This window comes from Streptococcus parasanguinis (genome assembly GCF_009717775.1).
In the GTDB taxonomy this organism is placed as follows: Bacteria; Bacillota; Bacilli; order Lactobacillales; family Streptococcaceae; genus Streptococcus; species Streptococcus parasanguinis_AG.
Window position 1 is genome coordinate 29,157 of the sequence record NZ_WMZF01000011.1, and the last position, 23,197, is coordinate 52,353.

Here is a 23,197-nt window from a genome sequence, read left to right on the forward strand (position 1 = left end):
CGGAATATGATACAATAGTTACTACAATCTTACCATAAAAACCGTCTCTTTGAAAGGAGACAAAGCTAGAAAGGAGAAGGAAATGCCCGACAATCTCGCACTCCGTATGCGACCACGAACGATCGATCAAGTCATCGGTCAACAGCACCTGGTTGGAGAAGGCAAAATCATTCGTCGCATGGTCGAGGCCAATCGTCTGTCCTCTATGATTCTCTATGGACCTCCGGGGATCGGAAAGACCAGTATTGCTTCTGCGATCGCAGGAACGACCAAGTATGCTTTTCGGACCTTTAATGCAACAGTTGACAGTAAAAAACGCCTACAAGAAATCGCAGAGGAGGCCAAATTTTCTGGTGGCTTGGTCCTGCTCTTGGACGAGATCCATCGCCTCGATAAAACTAAACAAGATTTTCTCCTGCCTTTGCTCGAAAGTGGTCTGGTCATCATGATCGGTGCAACGACTGAAAATCCCTTTTTCTCTGTCACACCCGCTATTCGTAGCCGCGTACAAATCTTTGAGCTGGAACCGTTGACGACGGAGGAGGTCAAGCAAGCTCTAAAAACGGCGCTGGACGATCCCGACCGTGGCTTTGATTTTCCAGTCGTGCTCGATGAGGACGCTTTGGATTTCATCGCTACCTCAACCAATGGAGATCTTCGCTCTGCCTTTAATTCTCTCGATCTGGCGGTGCTGTCGACCTCTGAAAATGCAGAAGGAATTCGCCATATTACGCTAGAGATCATGGAAAACAGTCTCCAGCGCAGCTACATCACCATGGACAAAGATGGAGACGGCCACTACGACGTGCTCTCTGCTCTGCAAAAATCTATCCGTGGTTCGGATGTCGATGCTAGTCTCCACTATGCAGCTCGTTTGATCGAAGCCGGAGATCTACCCAGCCTAGCTCGTCGCTTGACTGTCATCGCTTATGAGGATATCGGTCTGGCCAATCCAGATGCGCAGATCCATACCGTAACAGCCCTTCAGGCAGCGGAGCGCATCGGCTTTCCTGAGGCCCGCATTCTCATCGCTAACATCGTCATCGATCTAGCCCTTTCGCCTAAGTCCAACTCAGCCTACGCTGCCATGGACAAGGCCCTGTCTGATCTAAGGACATCTGGCAACCTTCCCATTCCTCGCCACCTCCGCGATGGTCATTATGCTGGAAGCAAGGAACTGGGAAATGCGCAAAACTATAAATACCCTCACAACTACCCTGGCAACTGGGTCAATCAGGACTACTTGCCAGACAAGCTCAAACACGCTTCCTACTTTATTCCCAATGAAAATGGCAAGTACGAGCGTGCTCTCGGAGCCACCAAGGAGAAGATTGATCAATTTAAGAAAAAGTGACATCGGTTTCAAAAAATTGAGATTTTTCCTTGAAATATTTTCAAAATGTGGTATCATATACATATAGAAACGCTGTGGTGTACGACTTCACACTTAAGTGTTGACCGACTATTTTTTGTATTATTAGGGAAACAAAAGACTTCTGGCAGTATGCAGGCCGTTTCACGCGGAAGCAGCTAAGTCAGAGCGAGTTGCCCACCTGCTTAATTGCGCGGGTTCAATACAAATCGTGAAGTATCGGCACCAATACAGCTTTTTATATTTGCCTCCTTAGCTCAGTTGGTAGAGCAGTAGACTCTTAATCTATGGGTCACAGGTTCGAGCCCTGTAGGGGGCATCTACATACAACAGGAAAAAGCCTTGATTTACAAGGCTTTTTTGTTTGTCTATAACTGATTTGCCCCATCATTTGCCCCACATTTTTTTATGAGCAATCTTTCCAGACATCTCTGACTACGAAAAACAAAAAAGCTATCCTACCTTTGCAAATTTAGATAAGATAGCAGAATATTTTAATGCAACTCCAACTCAACTTTTTGGAACAAGTAAGGAGATTGAATTAGAAAAGAGTGTTCTTGAATCGAATGAATACTCTGATAAAGTAAGTGAGATCTTAAAGGCTGTCAAATACATCGAACATTTTCTAGAAACTGATGGACAATACTTAGAGGATTTACTTTACCTAACAAGAGGCAACCAACTATACACAGAAGATGGAGATGAGTTGTATATTGATCCAACTTCTCAGAAAAGAACATTTCATAACCAATATGAACCTGGTTTTATTGTAGCAAGAGATAAATCCCCACTAGAACTCTTAATTGAAAATAAGGACCTATTAGATTAAAAAAGCGAGGATATGTACTGATCCCAAAAGTTAGACAGAAAAAAATCTAACTTTTGGGATCAGTACATTTTCAACTCTCTTATTTATTTTCTTATCTCACATAATTACTTCACATGTCCAGGCTCATCAAATTCATTTTTTTCAATAACATATGCCACATTTGCATCCTTATTGATCAAAGAACATATATCTATTATATTACAAAAAGCTCTCTGACCGCAAAATTCCGTTAATTTACTACCTTATTCCTACTTTCTATTTTCTATTTTACTTTTCTGATAAATAAGATTATAATAAGGGGTATTTATTTTCGGAGGTTTTTATGTCATTTCTATCAAAAAATTGGGCAGGACTGTTAGCCTGTCTGATCATTTCTATCATCTCTTGGGTTTTAGGAGGCTTTCTGCCTGTTGTGGGAGCACCTGTTTTCGCCATTTTTATCGGAATGATTCTCTACCCCTTTCTCACTCCCTATAAACAACTGGATGCTGGTTTGACTTATAGCTCCAAAAAATTGCTTCAGTATGCTGTTATCTTACTTGGTTTTGGACTCAATATCTCTCAAGTTTTCGCAGTTGGAAAATCTTCCCTTCCTGTCATCCTTTCGACTATTTCTATCGCTTTAATTATTGCTTTCTTTTTCCAACGATTTTTTAACATGGATACAAAGCTAGCTACCTTGATTGGGGTAGGCTCTTCTATCTGTGGCGGTTCTGCCATTGCAGCGACTGCTCCTGTTATTCACGCCAAGGAAAAAGAAGTAGCCCAAGCCATTTCTGTTATCTTTTTCTTCAATGTCTTGGCAGCTCTTATCTTTCCAACTCTAGGTTCTTGGCTCCATCTCTCCAACGAAGGTTTTGCTCTCTTTGCGGGTACTGCGGTCAACGATACTTCCTCTGTAACAGCCACAGCTAGCGCCTGGGATAGTCTGTATCATACCAATACTCTAGAATCTGCAACCATTGTCAAACTGACTCGTACCTTAGCTATTATCCCTATTACTCTCTTCCTCTCCTATTGGCAAAGCCGTCAACAAGACAACAACCAAGGAGTAAAGCTTAAAAAAATCTTCCCCGTTTTCATTCTCTACTTCATCCTAGCTTCTCTGCTAACTACCGTCCTTACTTCTTTTGGTGTTAGCAATAGCTTCTTTTCACCTCTCAAACAGCTCTCCAAATTCCTCATCATCATGGCTATGAGTGCTATTGGTCTCAAAACTAACCTCGTTGCTATGATCAAATCCAGTGGAAAATCCATTCTTCTTGGAGCCCTTTGCTGGATTGCTATCATCCTGACTAGTCTTGGCATGCAATTACTCATCGGTATTTTCTAAGAAAAAAGGGAGCCTAAAGGCTACCTCAGAACGTAGACAGACGTCATTTTTGGCGTTTGTCTTTTTGTATGTTCAAAGATATTTTGTCTTATCATCTACTATTCCATCCAAAAATCTGATTTAAAGCAAAATAAAAAGGGATATTCCCTATCCATTTCGATAATTTTTTCATTAATTTGTTTTTCCATTTTATCCTCCGATTAGTCTCGCACTGATATTTATTGATAACAACACTATATTTCTAGTATAGCATAATCATTAGATATTATAGGTTTTCAAACCAAATGAGAGTCATTCGTTTTTGCCCCATTTTTAAATCATGACATTGGAAATACCTAAAAGTACTTCCCTAAAATCACTTATATTTCAATATTTTTAATTACTCTCAATATGAAAATCCTTTCCAAATCCATGCAGGGGGCATCTAAATCAACAGGAAAAAGCCTTGATTTATAAGGCTTTTTTGCTTGTCTATAACTGATTTGCCCCATCATTTGCCCCACATTTTTTTATGAGCAATCTTTCCAGACATCTCTGATTACGAAAAACAAAAAAGCTATCCTACCTTTGCAAATTTGGATAAGATAGCAGAATATTTTAATGCAACTCCAACCCAACTATTTGGAACTAGTAAAGAGATTGAGTTAGAAAAGAGTGTTCTTGAATCTAATGAATACTCTGATAAAGTAAGTGAGATTTTAAAAGCTGTCAAATACATCGAAGATTTTCTAGAAACTGATGGACAGTACTTAGAGGATTTACTTTACTTAACAAGAGGCAACCAACTATACACAGAAGATGGAGATGAGTTGTATATTGATCCAACTTCTCAGAAAAGAACACTTCATAACCAATATGAACCTGGTTTTATTGAAGCAAGGGATAAATCTCCACTAGAACTCTTAATTGAAAATAAGGAATTGTTTGATAAATAGAAAAAGCGAGGATAACCTCGCTTCAGATTGAAGTTAAAATCTTTAGAAGACACTTTTATAAGGACTTTGTCTTCAATCTGTGAAAAGGAGTGAAAACTCCTTTTCTTTTTGTAAGTCAGACTGAAACTTCCAAATTGTTTATTTATTTTATTGACATTTTCTATAAAAATAAGTATAATAGTTTTATTAGCAAACTATACTATATAGGGGGTATTGAAATGAAATTTTCTAATCGTTTACTGCTATTCCTTGCAGGAGTTGTTTTTGTCCTTTTAGGACTTTTCCTATTTACAAACCCAGTAGCTAATCTTGTTGCTTACAGCTGGTGGATTTCATTTGGTTTACTGGTTTCTTCTATAGCAGCTATTTTAGGCTATTTCTCTGCACCAAAAGAGCTTCGCTCACCTGTTTATCTTTTCCAAGGATTTGTTAGTCTTCTCTTAGCTCTTTACCTCGTTGCTTATGGCTTTGTGACCCTGCCGGTCGTCATTCCGACCATTGTAGGAATTTGGTTAATTGTAGAAGCCATTATTGCTTTCTTTAAAGGCAATCGTCTAGGATTGATTTTCCCTATTATGGGTAGCAATATCACGTGGGTAGCCTTGCTTGAATTTTTACTAGGTCTAGTGATTCTGTTCAATCCAGTGGCTACAGGTGTCTTTGTCGTTTATGTCATTGCCTTTTCATTTTTAGTTACTGGCTTCACCTACATTATTGAGGCCTTTCGTAAATAGTCTAGTTGCTATTTCTATCGCATTCAAAAAAGCTGGGAAATCATATTCTCAGCTTTTTCGTCTCTTTAATTATCACTTTTTCGCATTCCATTCTACGTAGAAATTTGTTTTTCCATTTTATTCTCCAATTTGATCTCGCACTGACATTTATTTATAACAAAACTATATATCTAGAATAGCATAATCATTAGGTATTATAGATTTTCAAACCAAATGCGAGTCATTCGTTTTTCCCCACTTTTGCCCCATTTTTAAATCCTGACATTGAAAATACCTAAAAGTATTTCCTAAAATCAGCTATATTTCAATATTTTTGTTTATTTTCAATATGAAAAGTTCTTACAAATTCATTCTCTTCCCAAGTAATAATATCTCCAAAAGCTGTTACGAACAGCGGAAAAAGAAGTAAGGAACTATTCATAATAATAGCCGTAGCAAATCTTTGCATTTTTGCCTTATCTTTTTTAAGATAGTACTATTAAAAAAAAGAAAAGGTGAAAATCGTGGAAACATATACACTTGCAAATGGGGTTGCTATTCCTAAAATTGGTTTTGGAACTTGGCAAATTGCTGAAGGCGAAGAAGCCTATAACAGCGTTAGCTTCGCACTTAAGGCGGGTTACACACATATTGATACCGCACAAATTTACGGTAACGAGGTTTCTGTAGGTAAGGCGATTGCTGATAGTGATTTGGCACGTGAGGATATTTTCCTAACTACCAAACTTTGGAATGATAAGCACGATTACGAGTTGGCTAAGACTTCTATCGATGAGTCTCTCGAAAGACTTGGTGTGGATTATTTGGATCTTTTGCTTATCCATTGGCCTAATCCAAAGGCGCTTCGTGAGAATGATGCTTGGAAGGCTGGCAATGCGGGTGCATGGAAGGCTATGGAAGAAGCCTACAAAGAAGGTAAGGTGCGTGCTATCGGTGTGTCAAACTTTATGCAACATCACCTAGAAGCTCTTTTTGAAACAGCTAAAATTGTTCCACATGTCAATCAAATCCTCTTGGCTCCAGGTTGTGACCAAGAAGACTTAGTTGCCTATTGCCAAGAGCGCGATATCCTTCTTGAAGCCTATAGTCCACTAGGTACAGGTAGCATTTTTGCAAATGAAGATGTTGAAGCAGTGGCTGAACGTAACGGTAAATCTGTGGCACAAGTTGCTCTGCGTTGGAGCCTTCAAAAAGGTTTCTTGCCACTACCTAAGTCTGTGACACCTAAAAATATAAAAGCTAACTTGGATATCTTCGGCTTCGACTTATCAGAGGAAGATATGGCAGTCTTGGATAAGATTCAAGGCATCAAAACTCAGGATGATCCTGACACAGTTAATTTTTAATAGGATTTTAAGCAACCCATCAGGGTTGCTTTTTCAAGTAAATGACAAAAGAAGTCAAGATTTTGACAATTCGCGCCACATGAAATTATTTAAGCATATCCTTTTCTTTCATTACCATTTTCTGTTATAATGTATTGTATTTCTAAAGTAGATAGGTATTAATATGACAACTCTTATTAAGCATAAACGTGTAGAATTTTCAGAACTATTTTATGACCTAGTGTTTGTTTTTGCAATTTCAAAAGCAACTGCTTTAATTCACCCTCTTCATAGCGGTGTTGTGGCTTGGGATTCTTTACTTGATTTCTTCATCTCTGTCATGGTTATCATCAATTCCTGGATGATTCAAACCATTTATACCAATCGCTATGGAACAAACTCGTTATTTAACATGGTAATCATGTTTATCAACATGGGACTTATGCTCTTTATGTCCAATATGATTGGATACAATTGGCAACAATGGTTCTATTATACCTGTTGGGCTGTTGGTACATTGACCCTTACCTTATTTTTTCAATATTTGGTTGAATTTTTTAGAAAATCAACCGATAATACTGATCGGGAAAGTATCAAAGGTTTTCTATGGTTAACAGGTCTAGGAAGTTTAGGAGTCTATCTGGCAGCTCTTTTTCCTATTTACGTTGGAGTCTATATCTTTATTGCTAGTATTCTGCTAACATTTATTGTGCCAATTTTCTTGATTACTAAAGATGAGCATTTCCAGGTAAATCTTCCCCATTTAATCGAGCGCGTCTCCCTTCTTGTGATTATTACGTTTGGAGAGATGGTTGTTGGGCTAGCTAGCTTCTTTACAGTCGAGAATTTCTCGATTTATTCGGTTCTCAATTTCGTTATCATGCTTTCCCTGTTCTTGTTTTATTTTGGCGAATTTGACCATGCTATTGATGAAGGATCTAGTCAAAAGGGATTATTTGTAATTTATAGTCACTATCCTATTTTCATCGGGCTTATGTTGATGACAGTTTCGATGGGTTATCTCCTGAATCCCGAGGCTAATCTTCTCGTTGCAATCAGCTTCTTTTATATCGGAATTGGCCTCTTCCAAGCTGCTGTCCTAGCAAATGGGCCCTATAACAAAAACTATCTTCGCTATCCGAGAAGTTACTACTGTGCTCAAGCGACACTCTATCTGGCTGCCTTGATTCTCTCTTTGCTTTTCGCTTCTAATCCTATAACAGTGTTGAGTATTGCAACCATTTTAGCTCTAGCTATAGCCATTCATTTTATTTATTTTTATATGACACAGAATAAAAAATATTCCAAATCTAACTGGGGGATATTTTAATGAGTTTATAACATTAAAAAGCTTTGGGAACCAAGGCTTTTTTTTCATTAATTTGTTTTTCCATTTTATCCTCCGATTTGAACTCGCACTGACATTTATTTATAACAACACTATATATCTAGTATGGCATAATCATTAGGTATTATAGGTTTTCAAACCAAATGTGAGTCATTCGTTTTTGCCCCACTTTTGCCCCATTTTTAAATCCTGACATTGAAAATACCTAAAAGTATTTCCCTAAAATCAGCTATATTTCAACATTTTTGTTTATTTTCAATATGAAAAGTTCTTACAAATTCATGCAGGGGGCATTTTTTTATGCACAAAAAGCCTTGAAAACCACTCAAGGCTTTTTTGTTTATTTAAGACAAATGGATTTGTACCACCTCTTCTGTATAAACTAGAAAATACATCTTTACTTTCATTCAGAGATTTTAATACGATAAGTGTAAAAACTATCTGCGAGTAAACCACATTTCAAAAATTAACAAACTAAAGAATATATCTTGCTTTATCTTTTAAATCTTAGTATTATAGATTTAAAACTTTAGGAATAAGCCTATGTACTGACAAATAAAATTCCCGTATTCCAATTTATCGTGATGGTAACAAATTACGTAATAATTTTCTAAAAGAAAGATATAAAATGAACGAAAGTATCTTAATTTCAAATCTTACCAAAAAATTTAAAGACAAAACAGCACTCAAAGAAATTAGTTTCTCAATAAATAGTGGAGAAATATTTGGTTTTTTAGGACCATCTGGTGCTGGCAAAACTACGACAATCAATATTTTAACTGGTCAGTTACCACCTGATGAAGGAGAGGTTAAAATATTAGGAAAGGATTGCGCCCAATTAACCTCTGACGACTTTTTAGAATTGGGAATTATGAGTGATAATGTAGGTTTCTATGATAGACTGTCTCTGTATGATAATCTTTTATTTTTTGCTAAATTCCACAGTGTAGAAATATCATATCTAGATCATTTATTAAAGCGATTGAAGTTATATGATGATCGATTTAATAAAGCAGAGAAGTTATCAACCGGAATGAAACAAAGAATGTTGTTAATTCGGGCGATTCTACATTCACCAAAAGTAATTTTTTTAGATGAACCAACTTCTGGAATGGATCCAACCCTATCTCAAATCGTTCATGAACTACTACTTGAAATAAAAAACTCTGGGGCAACTATTTTTTTAACAACTCATAACATGGATGAAGCGACCAAGTTATGTGATTCAATCGCTTTACTTCATGAAGGAAAAATCGTCGAACAAGGTTCGCCTCGAGAGATTATTGATAAGTACAGCCAGACTGATAAGGTTAAAATAAGCTATTTTGATGGAAGAGAGATTATTGTTCCTAAAGAGGAGGCTTATAAATATCTAGGAGAGAACACTAAAACAATTAATACTCTGGAAACAAGCCTTGAGAGTATCTTTATTCAATTAACAGGAGACAAATTATAATATGCTTAAACGATTTTTTAGTTTATTATGGTTACGGTATAGATACCTTCTTCATAACAAAATCATTCTATTTGTATGTGTATTCACACCAATAGTCGACTTCTCACTTTTAAACTTTGTGCCAGACGTTCGTGGTTCAATCTTTTTAATGAATATGGCGATTATTACCATCTATAGTCTGACCGCTGGAACCTTTACTACACTAATCATCAGTGAAGAAAAAGATAAAAAGAATTTAAGAACGTTAATTTTAACAGGAGTCAAAACTCCAGAGTATATTTTTTCTACAGTCTTATTTCCATTTCTATTTTCAATTATAGGTGTTTGGGTGATGCCTATTACTTTTGGTATCTCAATACCTAATCTTGCTCTATATTCAGTAGTAACCTTCCTTACGATACTTTGTTTTATATTGGTCAACTTTGCTATAGCTTTGTTCTGTAAAAATCAAACACAAGCCTCTGCCGTGAGTCTAATATTCTATCTTGTCATTATGACTCTCCCTATGTTTTCGAGCATAAATAAATTTGCTAAATTATTAACAGATTTTTCTCTATTAGGAGCGCATAATCAATATTTTAATGATATCTCTGCCTTCAATCTTTATAATATACAAATTTTAACATTGTTACTTTGGATCATGTTAATGTCCGCACTTGTATATACGGGATTCGTCTGGAATAAGAAACATTGAGATGATGTAAGCAATTTATCGGGCCTAGGTTACTGATAAAATAATTTTTGCCACACTTTTGCCCCATTTTTAAATCATGACATTGAAAATACCTAAAAGTATTTCCCTAAAATCACTTATATTTCAATATTTTTAATTACTATCAGTATGAAAATTCTTTCCAAATCCATGCAGGGGACATCAAACTTCAACAGTAAAAGCCTTGGTTTACAAGGCTTTTTTGCTTGTCTCAAAAGTATTTGGCTCATATTTTTATACACTATAATGTAGCGTACGAAGTTAGAACATCCTGCATCATTGTTATTCCATTTAAAATAAAAAAGCACCTTTGAACCCTAGCAAACATTTGACAGTTCTTGCCTGAATCCGCTATGATAAGGGTACTTGAAATTCCAAGTTTTCGTTACATCTTAAATGTAAGGAGTCCAAAATGAAAATCTATTATTCAAAATATGTCGGATATGGCTTTTTGGCTTTTGCCTGTGCGATCTTTGTCCACTTAGCTTTTTTATCGGTCCTAGGTTTTGAGGGTTTTCCAAAAATCACTTTTATCACTCTCATTCAGATCCTTTTATTGTTAATTGCGGTCTATGCAACCATTGCTGGGATCAAAAGGCTGACTAATCGTCAGATCGCCTTTGAACTGACTTCTGATGGGATCCATGCTTATCAGGGAGTGATTCTGACAAAAGATATCTTTATTCCCAAGGAAGATTTGGTAAGTGTAGCTTATAAAGAGGTCGATGTTAGTGACCCCGATCACCAAAATAGTAAGAGTTATTTCATCGAATTTCAACTGAGGGACAATACAGCACTAGAAAATCTCTCAAAATCGAATGTCATCATTAACACAGAGCACCATACCGTAAAACTCTTCGTCAATCTTTGTAAATTTAAGGAAGAAGATTGGCAAGATCTTTCCAAGTACTTGACGGACGAATACCGAATAACCGTTTTATAGCAAAGAAAAGAGAGTGGGACAGAAATCGGTAATTCGTTAGAATTCGATTTCGTCGTCCCACCTCCGCACAGTTGAGTAGGGCTGTAAAAGCTGATGAAATCAGCGTAGTAGAGCCCACTCAACCACTGCGTCTTGCTCGACAATCCAAAAACAATTGAGAGGCTAGGACTTTTGTCCCAACCTCTTTTTAACTGCTCTTAGTTCCCCATTTTTCCTTTGGGTACGAGCAGATAGAAAAATAGCAAATTCAATCCAAATACGGCAACAAAGAGCGCTAATTGAGTGGCATCGACCGTTTGTTTCTCGGTCAAATCTTGGATCAGCTTTGTATAATAATAACCTGGGAAAGCCCGTTGTAGCTTGCCAACTAAGTCCATAAATCCTCCACTTGCACCAAGCGTATCAAAGGGAATAATGGTCATAGCGGCCAAAATAATGATAGGAAAGCCAATGGTATCAATCGTCTTGGCATCTACTCTTACCCCAAGGACAAAGCCAATCACGCTAAAGTAGATCCCCATCAAGGATAAGAGGAAAAATTGTACCAACAGGCTAGTCGTCACTGGAAAGCGAAAACCTAGAACAGCAACTACTAGTACTGCTAAAAAGATCAAGCTGTTCAAAATCAGTTGTACGATCGATTGATCCCATAAATAGTTCTTGACACTATAGCTTGTAAAATGGGATTCAAAAGAATAAAACCCGATATCTGAGGCGATCCGCTTACTAAAGGTTGCAAGGCTATTGCCAATGACCCCGATAAATACGGCAATGCCTAATAAAATACTTGGCGAAACCCCTTTTTGAAGCTGATCAAAGAAGATATACCAGCCTATGGGTAAAATAATGGTGAATAATACAAAGCGCTTATTTCGTAAAACTTGTTTTAATTGAATCTTTTTCATGCTTGTTCCCCTCCTTTATTCATCTCTTCTCGGAAATACTGCTCAATGGTTTGACCATCCTGGTGAATGTCCTCGACAGACTTTGTGGCAGCAATTCGACCATCTTTTAAAATCAGGACTTTTGTAAAAAAGGCATCGATTTGGTTAAAATCATGGGTCACCACAACAGATGTAAACTCTTGCTGCTCCAGTAATTTCCAAAAATTATCCACTGCTTCCAAGTCCATGCCAGTCGTTGGCTCATCTAAAAAAATCAACTTTGGATGATTCAAAATAGTTACCAACAAGGACAAGCGTCTCTTTTGACCACCGGAAAGACTGCCCACCATCTGCTCTCTTGATTCTCTCAATTCGACCATCTCTAAGAGTCCATTGATATCAGCCTGCTTCAGCTGATTCATCCGGCTTTTTAATTCGACGAATTCAGCAAGGGTTAGATCCTCGATGAGCAGATCCCCCTGAGGCATCATCCCAATTTCTCTTTGAAAATCAAGCGAAGTCTTTATCGTCCCCGAATCGGCCTGGAGCTGTCCAGCGATAATATTGAACAGGGTGCTTTTACCTGCCCCATTATTTCCTAGCAAGGCAATTTTGTCTCCTTCTTCTATCGAAAAAGACACCCCTTTTAATACTGTCTTCTCCTTAAATGATTTTGTAATAGATGCGACCTGAAACATACGATCCCTCTTTTCTTATTGATCTTGTGTACAGTATACTTCAAAGAGGCAGGCTTTGTGGCTCTCTGTCAGAATCGGTCAGAAAATCGTCGTGAATGGTCAAAAAAGAGGCTGGGACAAAAGTCCTAGCCTCTCAATTATTTTTGGATTGTCGAGCAAGACGCAGTGGTTGAGTGGGCTCTACTACGCTGATTTCATCAGCTTTTACAGCCCTACTCAACTGTGCGGAGGTGGGACGACGAAATCGAATTCTAACGAATGACCGATTTCTGTCCCACTCTCTCTTCCATTATTCCTTCCAAAAGGTCAGGCTTTGGGTAAATCGGTAGTTTGAACTCTTGGTAGACACTGTCGTTTTGGGATACTTTTCCAGTAATTGTTGGATCTTGTACAATCCAAGACCGCGGCCCTCTCCTTTACTCGAGTAGTCTTTTTCAAAAATTCTCGCCAGATCTATTTTTTCAGCTTTTGTACTATTTTCAACTATTAAAATAAGGGAGTTCGTCTCCTGGAGCATGGCAAGAGTCAGCTGGGGGTCCTCTGATTCAAGACTCGCTTCGATAGCATTGTCACAAAGGATGGATAAGAAGGTGATGAAATCTAAAACCTCGATGAATAAATCTCGAACAGGTTCATCGATCTCGACAGAGATCCCAATCCCTTTGTTTTGAGCCTCCAATAATTTTGCGGACAGAACACTTTTTACAGCTGGATTTTCAATGTGACTGAGTTTGGCAATATCAAACTTGCTATCGTAAAATTGTTGGCCACTCTCTCGAAGAACATTCTCATAGACTTCCCTGATCGCATTGAGATCTTCATGCTCAATACTTAACTTGAGACTGGTTAAAATATTCAGGTAATCATGACGAAAGGCACGAATCTCCCCATAGAGCATTTCGACGTGTTGGCTATAGGTGGCTAACTCCTGCAGTTGCCTATCTTTTTGCTCTAGAATCTCTTGTTTCAATCGTTCTTTGGACACTGCATTGAAATACAAGAGCATCACAAAAAACAAAATCAGATAAATACTATTTAACTGTTCCCGTAAAGCATCTGCATGAGGAATAGCATCCTCAAAAACCACCAGACCTACAACACTGAGCAAATACACAAACATGGAAAGATTCATTGGGAGTAAGAAACGATTAAAATACTGCCGTTGAAACCCTACTTTCAAATCTGTAAAATCTAGTTTTAACAATTTAGTGATTCCTATATAAACAGGAAAGACCAACAATTCAAGTAGAGCATCATACCAGCTGACAGATGCCTCATGAACAAGTACAATCCCGAGCATCGGAAAGACATAAAAGGCTAGGAGGCGCCCAATGAGACTCTCCATGACAACCGGGTAGAGCCCGTAAAAAATATTCAAAAGGTGTCGTATGTTACGATTTCGATAGAAACTATAGGCAATAAATACTAAGAAATAGCCAAAAAAGCCTACCGGTGGCACAAGGGTAAAGATAATTGCAAAGAAGAAGGGGCACAAAAAGAGCCAGCGCAAGGTGAACTCTTGTCTACTGATATGACGATAGATCAGCATGCTGACGAAGAACTTTAGGTAAGACATTAGAATATCTAACAGCAATTCTTTCTCCCTCTATTTTTTCAAAGCTTCCAGTAAGCCTCTATACTTGGTCCGTGAGATCAAGCAATTGTCTCCATTTTCAAAAAAAGCTTTCTTGGCTTCTTTATCAATCTTCGTAATATTTTGCGGATTCACCACAAAGGAGCGGTGGCACCGATACAAGCGGGGATCTGCTTTTTCGATATCGGCAATACTAGCGTAAAATTCCAAGCGCTCTTCCTGGGTGTGTAAAATGACCTTGTGAATGGCTGGAGACGTTTCAACATACAAAATCTTATTAAAAGGAACTTGTACACGCGCCATCGCACTCTCAAACGTAAAGGCATCTTGCGCAATCGTGGTCCCAGCTTGCTCCAAGGTATAGTCGATGGCTGAGCTGATTCTCTCTTTGAACTCTTCCTCACTCAGCGTTTTATCGATAAAATCCAAGGCAGCTACTTTGTACTGAAAGGTAATGGGCATGAATTCAGAGTGAGTGGTGACAAAGACAATGGTCGCATGGGGGTCTTTCTTACGAATCTCTTTTGCGATCTCCAGACCTTTTTTCTCCTCACCTTTAATCTCGATATCTAAAAAGAATAGGTGATGGGCGCCTCTCTCTGTGATAGCATCCAGCAACTGGCTTGACTTCCCAAACACTTCTGGCGCTTTGCATTGCAAGGATTTTTGACGGATGAGATCCTGCAAGACCGCTTCGATACGCGATTGTTGGATCCATTCATCTTCTAACACAAAAATCTTCAACAAAGTCCTCACTCCTTCCCCTCTACGAATATGTTCTATTTTACCATAAATGATGCCTGCTGAGCCACTCTTTCAAAAGAGACTTAATAGCCCTTCTACCTTTTCTCCTTAACAAAAAAACTCTCCCGGAGGAATCCGGAAGAGCTTGCGCAAGGGGAATTTGAAAAATATTTTTTAATATGAAAAAGGTCGATAAAATCTATGCTATGTTCAAACTCTCATTTTACTAACAGCGATATTACGATCAAGTTTTATTGTCAATAGACATGTATGTGGGAAGTTCTCCCCTTGCAACAATGTAGACCTGTGATCTACTCTTACTAGTATACACTAGAATTATTACAAAATCAGTTAATTTGTATTGCAATTTGTTGGCAAATATCCCTCTGCCTGAAAACACCGCAAATGCTTGATTCCCAAGCATCTACGCAAGTCCTCTTTAATTAGTATTTATCATTTCTGTTACAAAATTTAAAATAAAAATATTATTCCATAACAAATGAAAATCCCAAAGCACGATAAAAAGAGGCTGGGACAAAAGTCCTAGCCTCTCAATTATTTTTGGATTGTCGAGCAAGACGCAGTGGTTGAGTGGGCTCTACTACGCTGATTTCATCAGCTTTTACAGCCCTACTCAACTGTGCGGAGGTGGGACAACGAAATCGAATTCTAACGAATTACCGATTTCTGTCCCACTCTCTTTGAGCTAGTAAGACGATTAGCCAGACCGCAACATAGTGGCTACTATCCAACGATGAGAGGTATAGCCTCAATCATTTGTAGCGGTTACGACGCGAAAAAGGGAGGAACGATACTTTCCTCCCTTTGAGCTAGTAAGACACTTCGGCAAGGCACCATGGTGCTTGCCATAACAATAAATGCACCTGATAAATTAACCAAGGGGTTACGACGTGAAAAGGGAGGAACGATATTTTCCTCCCTTTGAGCTAGTAAGATGATTAGGTAGGCCGCAACATAGCGGCTACCGTCCAATGATTCGGTGCTTTAGCACCAATCATTGGTATCAGGTTACATCATCCCCCCCATCATGCTTGGATCCATTCCTGGTCCTGCTGGGGCTGCTGGTTCTGGTTTGTTGGCTACGACTGCTTCGGTCGTCAAGATCAGACTCGCTACGGAAGCGGCGTTTTGAAGGGCTGAACGGCTCACCTTCACTGGGTCGATGATTCCTGCATCAATCATATTCACCCATTCACCTGTTGCAGCATTGAAACCTGTTCCGACTTCGGCATTTTTCAAGCGATCAATCACAATAGATCCTTCGTAACCGGCATTGTGGGCAATTTGGCGCACGGGTTCTTCCAAAGCACGAAGAACGATATTGCGTCCTGTTGCTTCATCCCCTTCTAATTCAAGGGCTGCGACTGCAGAGATGACATTGACAAGAGCTGTACCACCTCCGGCAACGATCCCTTCTTCAACGGCTGCGCGAGTCGCATTAAGGGCATCTTCGATACGGAGTTTCATTTCTTTCAATTCTGTTTCTGTTGCAGCACCAACCTTGATTACGGCAACGCCACCAGACAATTTAGCCAAACGTTCTTGTAATTTTTCACGGTCAAATTCAGAGGTTGTGGTTTCGATTTGTGACTTGATGACCGCAACACGGTTAGCGATCGCTTCTGGGTTACCAGAACCTTCGACAATGACAGTACTGTCTTTATCGACTGAAACTTTAGCTGCTTGACCAAGGGCTTCAATGGTTGCATCTTTCAATTCAAGACCGAGATCTTCTGTGATAACAGTTCCACCTGTCAAGATAGCGATATCTTCTAGCATGGCTTTGCGGCGATCACCAAATCCTGGTGCCTTAACAGCTACGACATTAAAGGTACCGCGGATCTTGTTCAAGACAAGTGTTGGAAGAGCTTCGCCATCTACATCATCTGCGATGATCAAGAGTGGACGGTTGCTTTGAAGAATGCTTTCCAACAATGGCAAGATTTCTTGGATGTTTGAGATCTTTTTGTCAGTGATCAAAATGTATGGATTTTCAAGATCTGCCACCATTTTTTCATTATCAGTGACCATGTATTGTGAGAGGTAACCACGGTCAAACTGCATGCCTTCAACCACTTCAAGCTCGGTTTCCATTCCACGAGACTCTTCAATGGTGATGACCCCATCTTTGCCAACTTTTTCCATGGCTTCAGAGATGTACTCACCGACTTTTTCAGAACGAGAAGACACAGCAGCTACTTGAGCAATCGCTTCCTTGCTCGATACTGGAATCGCATTGTTTTTCAAAGCTTCTACTGCTGTTGCAACAGCGGTCTCGATCCCACGGCGGATGCCAATTGGGTTAGCACCTGCAGTGACGTTTTTGATCCCTTCACGGACGATAGCTTGAGTCAAGACCGTTGCGGTCGTTGTACCGTCACCTGCGATATCATTGGTCTTAGAAGCCACTTCTGACACCAATTTAGCACCCATATTTTCAAAATGGTCTTCCAATTCAATTTCTTTTGCGATGGTCACCCCATCATTTGTGATCAAGGGTGAACCAAATGATTTTTCAAGAACCACATTGCGCCCTTTAGGGCCCAACGTAACTTTCACTGTATCTGCTAAGACATCGACACCACGGACCATTGCAGAACGTGCATCAGATGAAAATTTAATATCTTTTGCCATTTCTCTTACCTCTTTCTTCTCTTACTCTACAATTGCAAGAATGTTTGCTGTTCCAACGATGGTGTAGGTTTCTTCCCCATCTTTCACTTCAATTCCTGCATGGCTTTCAACCAAAACGTGGTCTCCTGCTTTTACAGCTGGAGCGATGAGTTCACCACTTAGGGTACGCACACCTTCACCAACGGCAACCACTTCAGCTGTTTTTGTATCGGCCTTGCTCGCACCTGCGAGGACAAAACCTCCAACAGTCTGTTCTTTTTCTTCTACTTTTAAGACCACACGGTCTCCTAATGGTTTTAACATGTTCATTCCTCCATACGTGTTTTTAGCACTCTCTATACACAAGTGCTAACTTATGTTTCTATTGTATCACTTGGTCAGAAATAGTCAAGAAAAAAACACCTCAAAAATAAATGAGATGTTTCTAAAATATCAATTTAAAATTGTCAATTTTTGATTGAAATCATCGATCACTTTTTGAAGATTGATCCGACCGCGGTAGATGCCATATCCAAAAACAATCATGCCTAAAATTCCAACCAAGGCTAGTAAAATCCCGAGGATCAAGAGTGGGAGGAAACTTTTGTGAAAGAGATAGATCAATACCACACCAATACTGGCAATGATAAAGAGTAAGCTGAACCAACGACCAAGGTTTTCAAGCATGTGGCGTTGGTACTTGATTTCTGTTTCATATCCATTGACAAGTTCTTGTTTTGTAACCATGGGATTCCTCCTGATAAAAATTGAGAATGAAGTGCAAATAAAGGAGGTCCATTCACTTCATTCTCAAAAACTCCTACTAGCAAATTCGTTTTTTCTTGACCTTAGTATTTAAGATGTGGGTCAAAGATACCAAGGGCAACACCGATCAAAGCCACTACAACGAGAAGTAACATGACTTTGTTTGGTGAAATTTTTTTCTTAGACATCAACCACCAGCAAAGAGTGATGAAGGCTGCTGTCAAGAGACCTGGATAAACACCATCGATCTTTTCTTGGATGTTCAAGAAGACTTTTCCTTCAGAATTCTTGAATTGAAGGGCTGTTGTAACAGATACCCAAGTAGCTGCTACGGCACCGATAACCATACCACCGACAACGCTGATCGCTTTACGAAGAGCTTGTCCTTTTGGTCCTACAAGGAATTCAACGGCTTTATCCCCTAATTGGTAACCTTTGAAGAAGGCAAAGCGCATACCAAAGTAGACTAAGAGGTTCCATACGACGATGTAGAAGAGAGCACCAGCGACGTTACCACCTTTAGAAAGACCAAGGGCAATCCCTAAGAGAACTGGAATCAAGGTACCAACGACCAATGAGTCACCAATACCAGCGATTGGTCCCATCAAACCGGCACGCATACCGTTGATGGTTTCGCCATCTACTGCATCTCCGTTTGCACGCGCTTCTTCCAAACCAGCTGTGATCCCTACAACAAGAGATCCAAGTTGTGGTTCAGTGTTGAAGAAGGCCGTATAGGTTTGCATAGCATCCTTTTGTTCTTCTTTTGTGTCATACATTTCTTCTACGATTGGAAGCATAGAAGTCAAGTACCCGAAGGTTTGCATATGTTCTTGAGAGAAACAAGTCAAATGACCATAATACCAATGATGGAATGCTTTTGCTAATGTTTTCTTTGAAATTTTCTTTCTATCAGCCATTTTAAATATCCTCCTCATCATCGTCTTGGTCCACCACTCCGGCTGGAGCAGCTTTCATCGATTTGATCACTTCAAGTTCATAGTAGATTACTGCAAAGATTAATGAAACAACGGCACTGGATACCAAGTTCAATCCGAGAGATTTTGCCAAGGTAAATCCAACAAAGAATGGAATGAAGTCAGTTGCTTCTGTAACAATTTGTTTCAACAAGATGGCAATACCGACACATGGGAGAAGAGCACCGACTGTAAAGAGGGCTTTCATCCAGTAACCATCCATAGGAAGGTATTGTTTCATCAAATCAACCATGTTTTCACCGTATTTGGTGATAATCATTGTTGGAAGGAAAGAGAAGAGGAAGTGAGAGATCCAAGGGTAAACCCAGTCAACTGCGTAGAGTTTTTTGAAGTTTCCTTCTTCAACGGCTTTCCAACCAATGTGTTGCCAAACCAAGTTCATAGTAGCGGTACCGTAGAAAAGAACTGTACCAATTGTCCCAACGGCTGCACCGATTGGAGCTGCAGCTGCGGCGATTCCTGCTTCATCTGTGATGTTATTAGCATGCACAAACAAGATAGCAAGAGGAACACCGATGTAAGAGATGGCACGCACATCGGCAGATACGGTACCACCAGGTGTTACCAAGGCGATATAAACGACTTGAAGGGCAACCCCGACCATAATACCGGTTGTCACATCTCCAAGAATTAAACCTGAAATCAACCCACCGATCAAAGGACGACCGAGTGTATAGTTCCCGATACTGGAACCTCCCATACCAGGCATTGAAGACAAGCTGGCGAAAATACCAAGCAAGATTGCTTGAATCCATGAAATTGTCATAACAAACGCTCCTTTTGTTTGTAAATTTATTTACCTAACAGATCAGACTGTTAGTTTTAAAAACCAAATTTTGATTTGAAATCATCCCAATACCCGATGGAAACATCTGGCAACAATTGGAATTTCACCTTGTAGCCTGCTGCTTGAATGGCTTGGAAGGCTTCTGCTTCTTCCTGAGTGATGGATTGGTTATTTCCCAATTTTACAGCTCCAGGACGATCATTTGCAGGGCCAACAATGATTTCTTTAACATCACCTGGGACAAACCCTTGGTCGACCAAAATTTCCTTCATATCGATTGGATTTTTGGTAATCAAGAAGTAACGACTATCTGATTCTGTTACTTTTGCTGATTTTTCTTTAAAAGCTTCCTTTGTCCATACAAAGGTTTTCTTGTCTGATGCGCCTTTGTAAGCTTGGATCAAAACCTTGTTTGATGCTGCTGCATCATTTACGGCAATCAAACCATCACATGGTTTTTCCTTTGCCCAGCGTGTGACTGTTTGACCGTGAATCATGCGGTCATCAATCCGTACAAATGTTACTACCATAAGGTACCTCCCTATTAAATATCGTCATCATCTTCTTCAGCACCAGCGGCTGAAATTTCAAAAGGCTGTAGTGCAGATCGTGCTTCTGATAAGATGGTGGCTGACAAATCGTCTCCCTCCAACACATCCTTCATCACAACTGCCGTCAAGGCCATGGTGAGGTTCATCCCACCAAGGATCAAGGCTCCATCGAGCTTTCCAGCTTCTTCTAGAACCGTGGCTGCAGTGGTTAATGGACTACCACCTACGATATCTGCCAAGACCAAAACAGAATCATCAGCTGTCAATCCTGAAATGCTCTCTCTGAAATCAACTGCGAAGTCATCGACCGATTTTCCTTCTTTGAGTCCAACTGCGATGACCTGATCCAACTTGTCACCAGCAAACATGGCTAGTGATGTTTTTAGACCTTCTGCCAGTCCGCCATGACTGACCAAAACGAGGTATTTCATTTTTCTACGCCTCCTTTATTTGACTCTATTGTAGATTATTTGAAAGCGTTTTTACATTGTCAAATGTCACATTCCTAATATGACATTTAGCAATAAAAAAATGACATCTGTCACTTGACAAAATGCCATCTTATTTTACTCTAAACTCCTACCTGTAGACTACTTTCAATCTCCCTCTGAATTTGAGGCAAGCGGTTCTCAACATCTTGATCGCGCAAGGCATTGCCAATCAAGTAATCTAACTTTTCTAACACCTCTTTTGAGACATTTTTAGGACTACTTTCAACAGCTTGTTCCATGATGCGGTTCAAGGTCTGATTGGTCAAGGAATCCGTCCCAAAATCATCTACCTGCAAGAGGTCTTTACTAGAGCGACTCTTGACTACCTGTGGCATGACAGAGATCCCCTGGGATTGGGCAAAGAGGGTTTGTTGAATTTCGGGATCCTCTGTTAAGAGTTGCATTAATTCCCAAGCCAACTTGGAATGAGAACTTCGGGCTGACATAGCAAAAGAAGTCGTCGTGACCAAGGTTGCCTTAGTCGTTTTTGACTTAGCCGGCATCGGGATACAGGTCCAGGTGAAGTTTGAATATTTAGAAACGTGGTAGGGATACGGTTTATAGGTCCGATATTGGGCCAAGGTCATGGGATAAAAGGCGACTTTCCCCTGGTCAAAATCTTTAGAGCTCACCTTGTAATTTTTATTTAGATCTTTCAATTTTTGCAGAAAAGTCAAAGACTCTTTCACTTCTGGAGCTGTCAGCTTGAGCATGCCACCTTGGAAGAGATGACCTCCATTTGCCGCCAAGGCTTCTTTCCAGGTGTATTCTGTGCTCCCAAATTGATCCAATTGCCCATCCCCATTGGTATCTTTGGTTAGTTTCTTGCAAATCGTATAGAACTCTTCAAGGGTCCAGCCTTCTTTGGGAACCGCGATACCTTCTTTATCCAAGAGATCTTTATTGACACACATCAAAATCGGATTGCTTTCATAAGGTAAGGCATAGGTTTGCCCCTGATAGACACCCGATTCAAAGGCAACGGGATAAAAGGCAGCTTGATCTTTTCGATCCATATAGCCGTTTAACTTTTCTAATACGCCCCGCGCTGCTAATAAGGAAAGATCTTGCTCAGAGACCATAAACACATCTGGCGTCTTTCCTGAGACAATCTTTTCGGAGAGCCAGTCAGAATAATCCGACTGCGGAATCCCATTTTCATACTCTACACGAACGTGGGGATGGGATTTTTCAAATTTTTGAATCGCACGATCCAAGGCATGGGAACGTTGACTGGTCGGCACATCCCAGCTAGAACCTGCATAAACGCCGATATGGAGTACGGTCGGTTGCTGTTTCCACCAATAAAAACCCGCGCTCACACAGAGCACAACAAGGAGGCCGATCCCCCAACAAAGATGCTTTCGCTTCAATTTCATTCTGTATTTCCTTTAGAAAAATCACGTCTCGTCACTCCTGTTTGGACTGACCAGATCGCTAATTGCGTTCGATCTCGTAGGTTTAATTTCGCCAAAATCGTTGATAAGTAATTGCGCACGGTTCCTTCTGACAAGAAAAGTTTGGCCGCAATTTCTTTATTGGACTCCCCATAGCCGACTTCTTGAATAATGCGCCATTCCGTCGTGCTCAAATCCTTGACATTGTCCTCATCTACAGCAATAGAGAAGTTGGTTTTGGCCATTTGTGAGAAAATTTGAAAGACTTTACTAGCGATATTCGGGTTGATCATGGCTCCGCCTTGATGCACCACCTTAATCGCTTCATAGAGTTCCTCTGTCGAGGCTCCCTTTAAAAGATAACCTGAAGCACCATACTTGAGCGCACTATAGATAAATTCATCATCATCAAAGGTCGTTAAAATAATAATTTTGATATCCGGATAGTGCTCTTTGACTTCTTTTGTCGCCAAAACCCCATCCATGCCTGGCATCCGAATATCCATTAAGATCAGGTCAGGATGTGTCTGTGGAATGCTCGACAAGACATGATTCCCATCTTCCACTGTGGCCACCACTTCGATATCGGGGTGGGCTGACAAAATAATTTTCAGAGATTCTCGAATCAAGGCCTGGTCATCTGCCACCATTACTTTTATCACCATCT

23 protein-coding genes, 1 tRNA gene and 1 other RNA gene are annotated in these 23,197 nt (G+C 39.8%); 12 read left to right on the forward strand and 13 right to left on the reverse strand.

Annotation, left to right across the window (positions count from 1 at the left end; genetic code table 11):
- The first annotated feature begins 82 nt into the window (after positions 1 to 82).
- The 12 genes from GMC92_RS10250 (at position 83) to GMC92_RS10305 (ending at position 10,987) form a co-directional block, all read left to right on the forward strand.
- The gene (locus GMC92_RS10250; RefSeq protein ID WP_155200307.1) at positions 83 to 1,354 is read left to right on the forward strand and encodes a replication-associated recombination protein A; all 1,272 of its coding nucleotides are present in this window, start codon (positions 83 to 85) and stop codon (positions 1,352 to 1,354) included.
- Positions 1,355 to 1,420: 66 nt separating this feature from the next.
- A non-coding RNA gene (gene ssrS / locus GMC92_RS10255) (6S RNA) lies at positions 1,421 to 1,613 on the forward strand.
- 5 nt (positions 1,614 to 1,618) lie between these two features.
- A tRNA-Lys gene (locus tag GMC92_RS10260) sits at positions 1,619 to 1,691 on the forward strand.
- Positions 1,692 to 1,787: 96 nt separating this feature from the next.
- Positions 1,788 to 2,201: a helix-turn-helix domain-containing protein gene (locus GMC92_RS10265; RefSeq protein ID WP_081103087.1), complete on the forward strand. Its 414-nt coding sequence runs from the start codon at positions 1,788 to 1,790 to the stop codon at positions 2,199 to 2,201.
- Positions 2,202 to 2,523: 322 nt separating this feature from the next.
- Positions 2,524 to 3,534, forward strand: coding sequence for a YeiH family protein (locus GMC92_RS10270; protein WP_031576934.1), 1,011 nt, complete (start codon positions 2,524 to 2,526; stop codon positions 3,532 to 3,534).
- A 518-nt stretch (positions 3,535 to 4,052) separates the two neighbouring features.
- Positions 4,053 to 4,469 carry a helix-turn-helix domain-containing protein gene (locus tag GMC92_RS10275; RefSeq protein WP_225305933.1) on the forward strand — a complete coding sequence of 139 codons (417 nt, stop codon included), beginning with the start codon at positions 4,053 to 4,055 and terminating at the stop codon, positions 4,467 to 4,469.
- A 218-nt stretch (positions 4,470 to 4,687) separates the two neighbouring features.
- Positions 4,688 to 5,203: a DUF308 domain-containing protein gene (locus tag GMC92_RS10280; RefSeq protein ID WP_070464525.1), complete on the forward strand. Its 516-nt coding sequence runs from the start codon at positions 4,688 to 4,690 to the stop codon at positions 5,201 to 5,203.
- 503 nt (positions 5,204 to 5,706) lie between these two features.
- Entirely contained in the window at positions 5,707 to 6,549 is an 843-nt protein-coding gene (locus GMC92_RS10285) for an aldo/keto reductase (RefSeq protein WP_070465251.1), read from the forward strand.
- A 163-nt stretch (positions 6,550 to 6,712) separates the two neighbouring features.
- Positions 6,713 to 7,858, forward strand: a complete 1,146-nt coding sequence (locus GMC92_RS10290) for a low temperature requirement protein A (protein WP_049526125.1) — start codon at positions 6,713 to 6,715, stop codon at positions 7,856 to 7,858.
- A 646-nt stretch (positions 7,859 to 8,504) separates the two neighbouring features.
- Positions 8,505 to 9,332, forward strand: a complete 828-nt coding sequence (locus GMC92_RS10295; RefSeq protein WP_003009839.1) for an ABC transporter ATP-binding protein — start codon at positions 8,505 to 8,507, stop codon at positions 9,330 to 9,332.
- Position 9,333: 1 nt separating this feature from the next.
- Positions 9,334 to 10,026 (forward strand): ABC transporter permease, encoded by a 693-nt coding sequence (locus GMC92_RS10300; protein WP_003009836.1) that lies wholly within the window; start codon positions 9,334 to 9,336, stop codon positions 10,024 to 10,026.
- 430 nt (positions 10,027 to 10,456) lie between these two features.
- Positions 10,457 to 10,987 (forward strand): hypothetical protein, encoded by a 531-nt coding sequence (locus GMC92_RS10305; protein WP_155200308.1) that lies wholly within the window; start codon positions 10,457 to 10,459, stop codon positions 10,985 to 10,987.
- Between the two features lie 197 nt (positions 10,988 to 11,184).
- On the opposite strand, the gene GMC92_RS10315 is transcribed toward GMC92_RS10305, so the two are convergent.
- The 13 genes from GMC92_RS10315 to GMC92_RS10385 form a co-directional block, all read right to left on the reverse strand.
- The gene (locus GMC92_RS10315; RefSeq protein ID WP_003010655.1) at positions 11,185 to 11,892 is read right to left on the reverse strand and encodes a hypothetical protein; all 708 of its coding nucleotides are present in this window, start codon (positions 11,890 to 11,892) and stop codon (positions 11,185 to 11,187) included.
- Positions 11,889 to 12,569 (reverse strand): ABC transporter ATP-binding protein, encoded by a 681-nt coding sequence (locus GMC92_RS10320; protein WP_155200309.1) that lies wholly within the window; start codon positions 12,567 to 12,569, stop codon positions 11,889 to 11,891. Before GMC92_RS10320 ends, GMC92_RS10315 begins: the two co-directional genes overlap by 4 nt.
- Before the next feature lie 289 nt (positions 12,570 to 12,858).
- Positions 12,859 to 14,145: a sensor histidine kinase gene (locus tag GMC92_RS10330; RefSeq protein WP_241672902.1), complete on the reverse strand. Its 1,287-nt coding sequence runs from the start codon at positions 14,143 to 14,145 to the stop codon at positions 12,859 to 12,861.
- Between the two features lie 30 nt (positions 14,146 to 14,175).
- The gene (locus GMC92_RS10335; RefSeq protein ID WP_155200311.1) at positions 14,176 to 14,910 is read right to left on the reverse strand and encodes a response regulator transcription factor; all 735 of its coding nucleotides are present in this window, start codon (positions 14,908 to 14,910) and stop codon (positions 14,176 to 14,178) included.
- A gap of 1,026 nt (positions 14,911 to 15,936) precedes the next feature.
- Entirely contained in the window at positions 15,937 to 17,562 is a 1,626-nt protein-coding gene (gene groL / locus GMC92_RS10345; RefSeq protein ID WP_070590330.1) for a chaperonin GroEL, read from the reverse strand.
- A 21-nt stretch (positions 17,563 to 17,583) separates the two neighbouring features.
- The gene (gene groES, locus GMC92_RS10350; RefSeq protein WP_024055367.1) at positions 17,584 to 17,865 is read right to left on the reverse strand and encodes a co-chaperone GroES; all 282 of its coding nucleotides are present in this window, start codon (positions 17,863 to 17,865) and stop codon (positions 17,584 to 17,586) included.
- A 129-nt stretch (positions 17,866 to 17,994) separates the two neighbouring features.
- Positions 17,995 to 18,288, reverse strand: coding sequence for a hypothetical protein (locus tag GMC92_RS10355; protein ID WP_003004348.1), 294 nt, complete (start codon positions 18,286 to 18,288; stop codon positions 17,995 to 17,997).
- Between the two features lie 101 nt (positions 18,289 to 18,389).
- Positions 18,390 to 19,244, reverse strand: a complete 855-nt coding sequence (locus GMC92_RS10360; RefSeq protein ID WP_037585172.1) for a PTS system mannose/fructose/sorbose family transporter subunit IID — start codon at positions 19,242 to 19,244, stop codon at positions 18,390 to 18,392.
- Entirely contained in the window at positions 19,228 to 20,070 is an 843-nt protein-coding gene (locus GMC92_RS10365; RefSeq protein ID WP_003004789.1) for a PTS mannose/fructose/sorbose/N-acetylgalactosamine transporter subunit IIC, read from the reverse strand. The genes GMC92_RS10360 and GMC92_RS10365 overlap by 17 nt, the downstream gene beginning before the upstream one ends.
- Before the next feature lie 56 nt (positions 20,071 to 20,126).
- Entirely contained in the window at positions 20,127 to 20,621 is a 495-nt protein-coding gene (locus GMC92_RS10370; RefSeq protein ID WP_000261775.1) for a PTS sugar transporter subunit IIB, read from the reverse strand.
- A gap of 14 nt (positions 20,622 to 20,635) precedes the next feature.
- Positions 20,636 to 21,073 carry a PTS sugar transporter subunit IIA gene (locus tag GMC92_RS10375; protein ID WP_024054947.1) on the reverse strand — a complete coding sequence of 146 codons (438 nt, stop codon included), beginning with the start codon at positions 21,071 to 21,073 and terminating at the stop codon, positions 20,636 to 20,638.
- Between the two features lie 140 nt (positions 21,074 to 21,213).
- Entirely contained in the window at positions 21,214 to 22,512 is a 1,299-nt protein-coding gene (locus tag GMC92_RS10380) for an ABC transporter substrate-binding protein (RefSeq protein WP_155200312.1), read from the reverse strand.
- Positions 22,509 to 23,192 carry a response regulator transcription factor gene (locus GMC92_RS10385; RefSeq protein ID WP_070664840.1) on the reverse strand — a complete coding sequence of 228 codons (684 nt, stop codon included), beginning with the start codon at positions 23,190 to 23,192 and terminating at the stop codon, positions 22,509 to 22,511. The genes GMC92_RS10380 and GMC92_RS10385 overlap by 4 nt, the downstream gene beginning before the upstream one ends.
- Between the last annotated feature and the right edge of the window lie 5 nt (positions 23,193 to 23,197).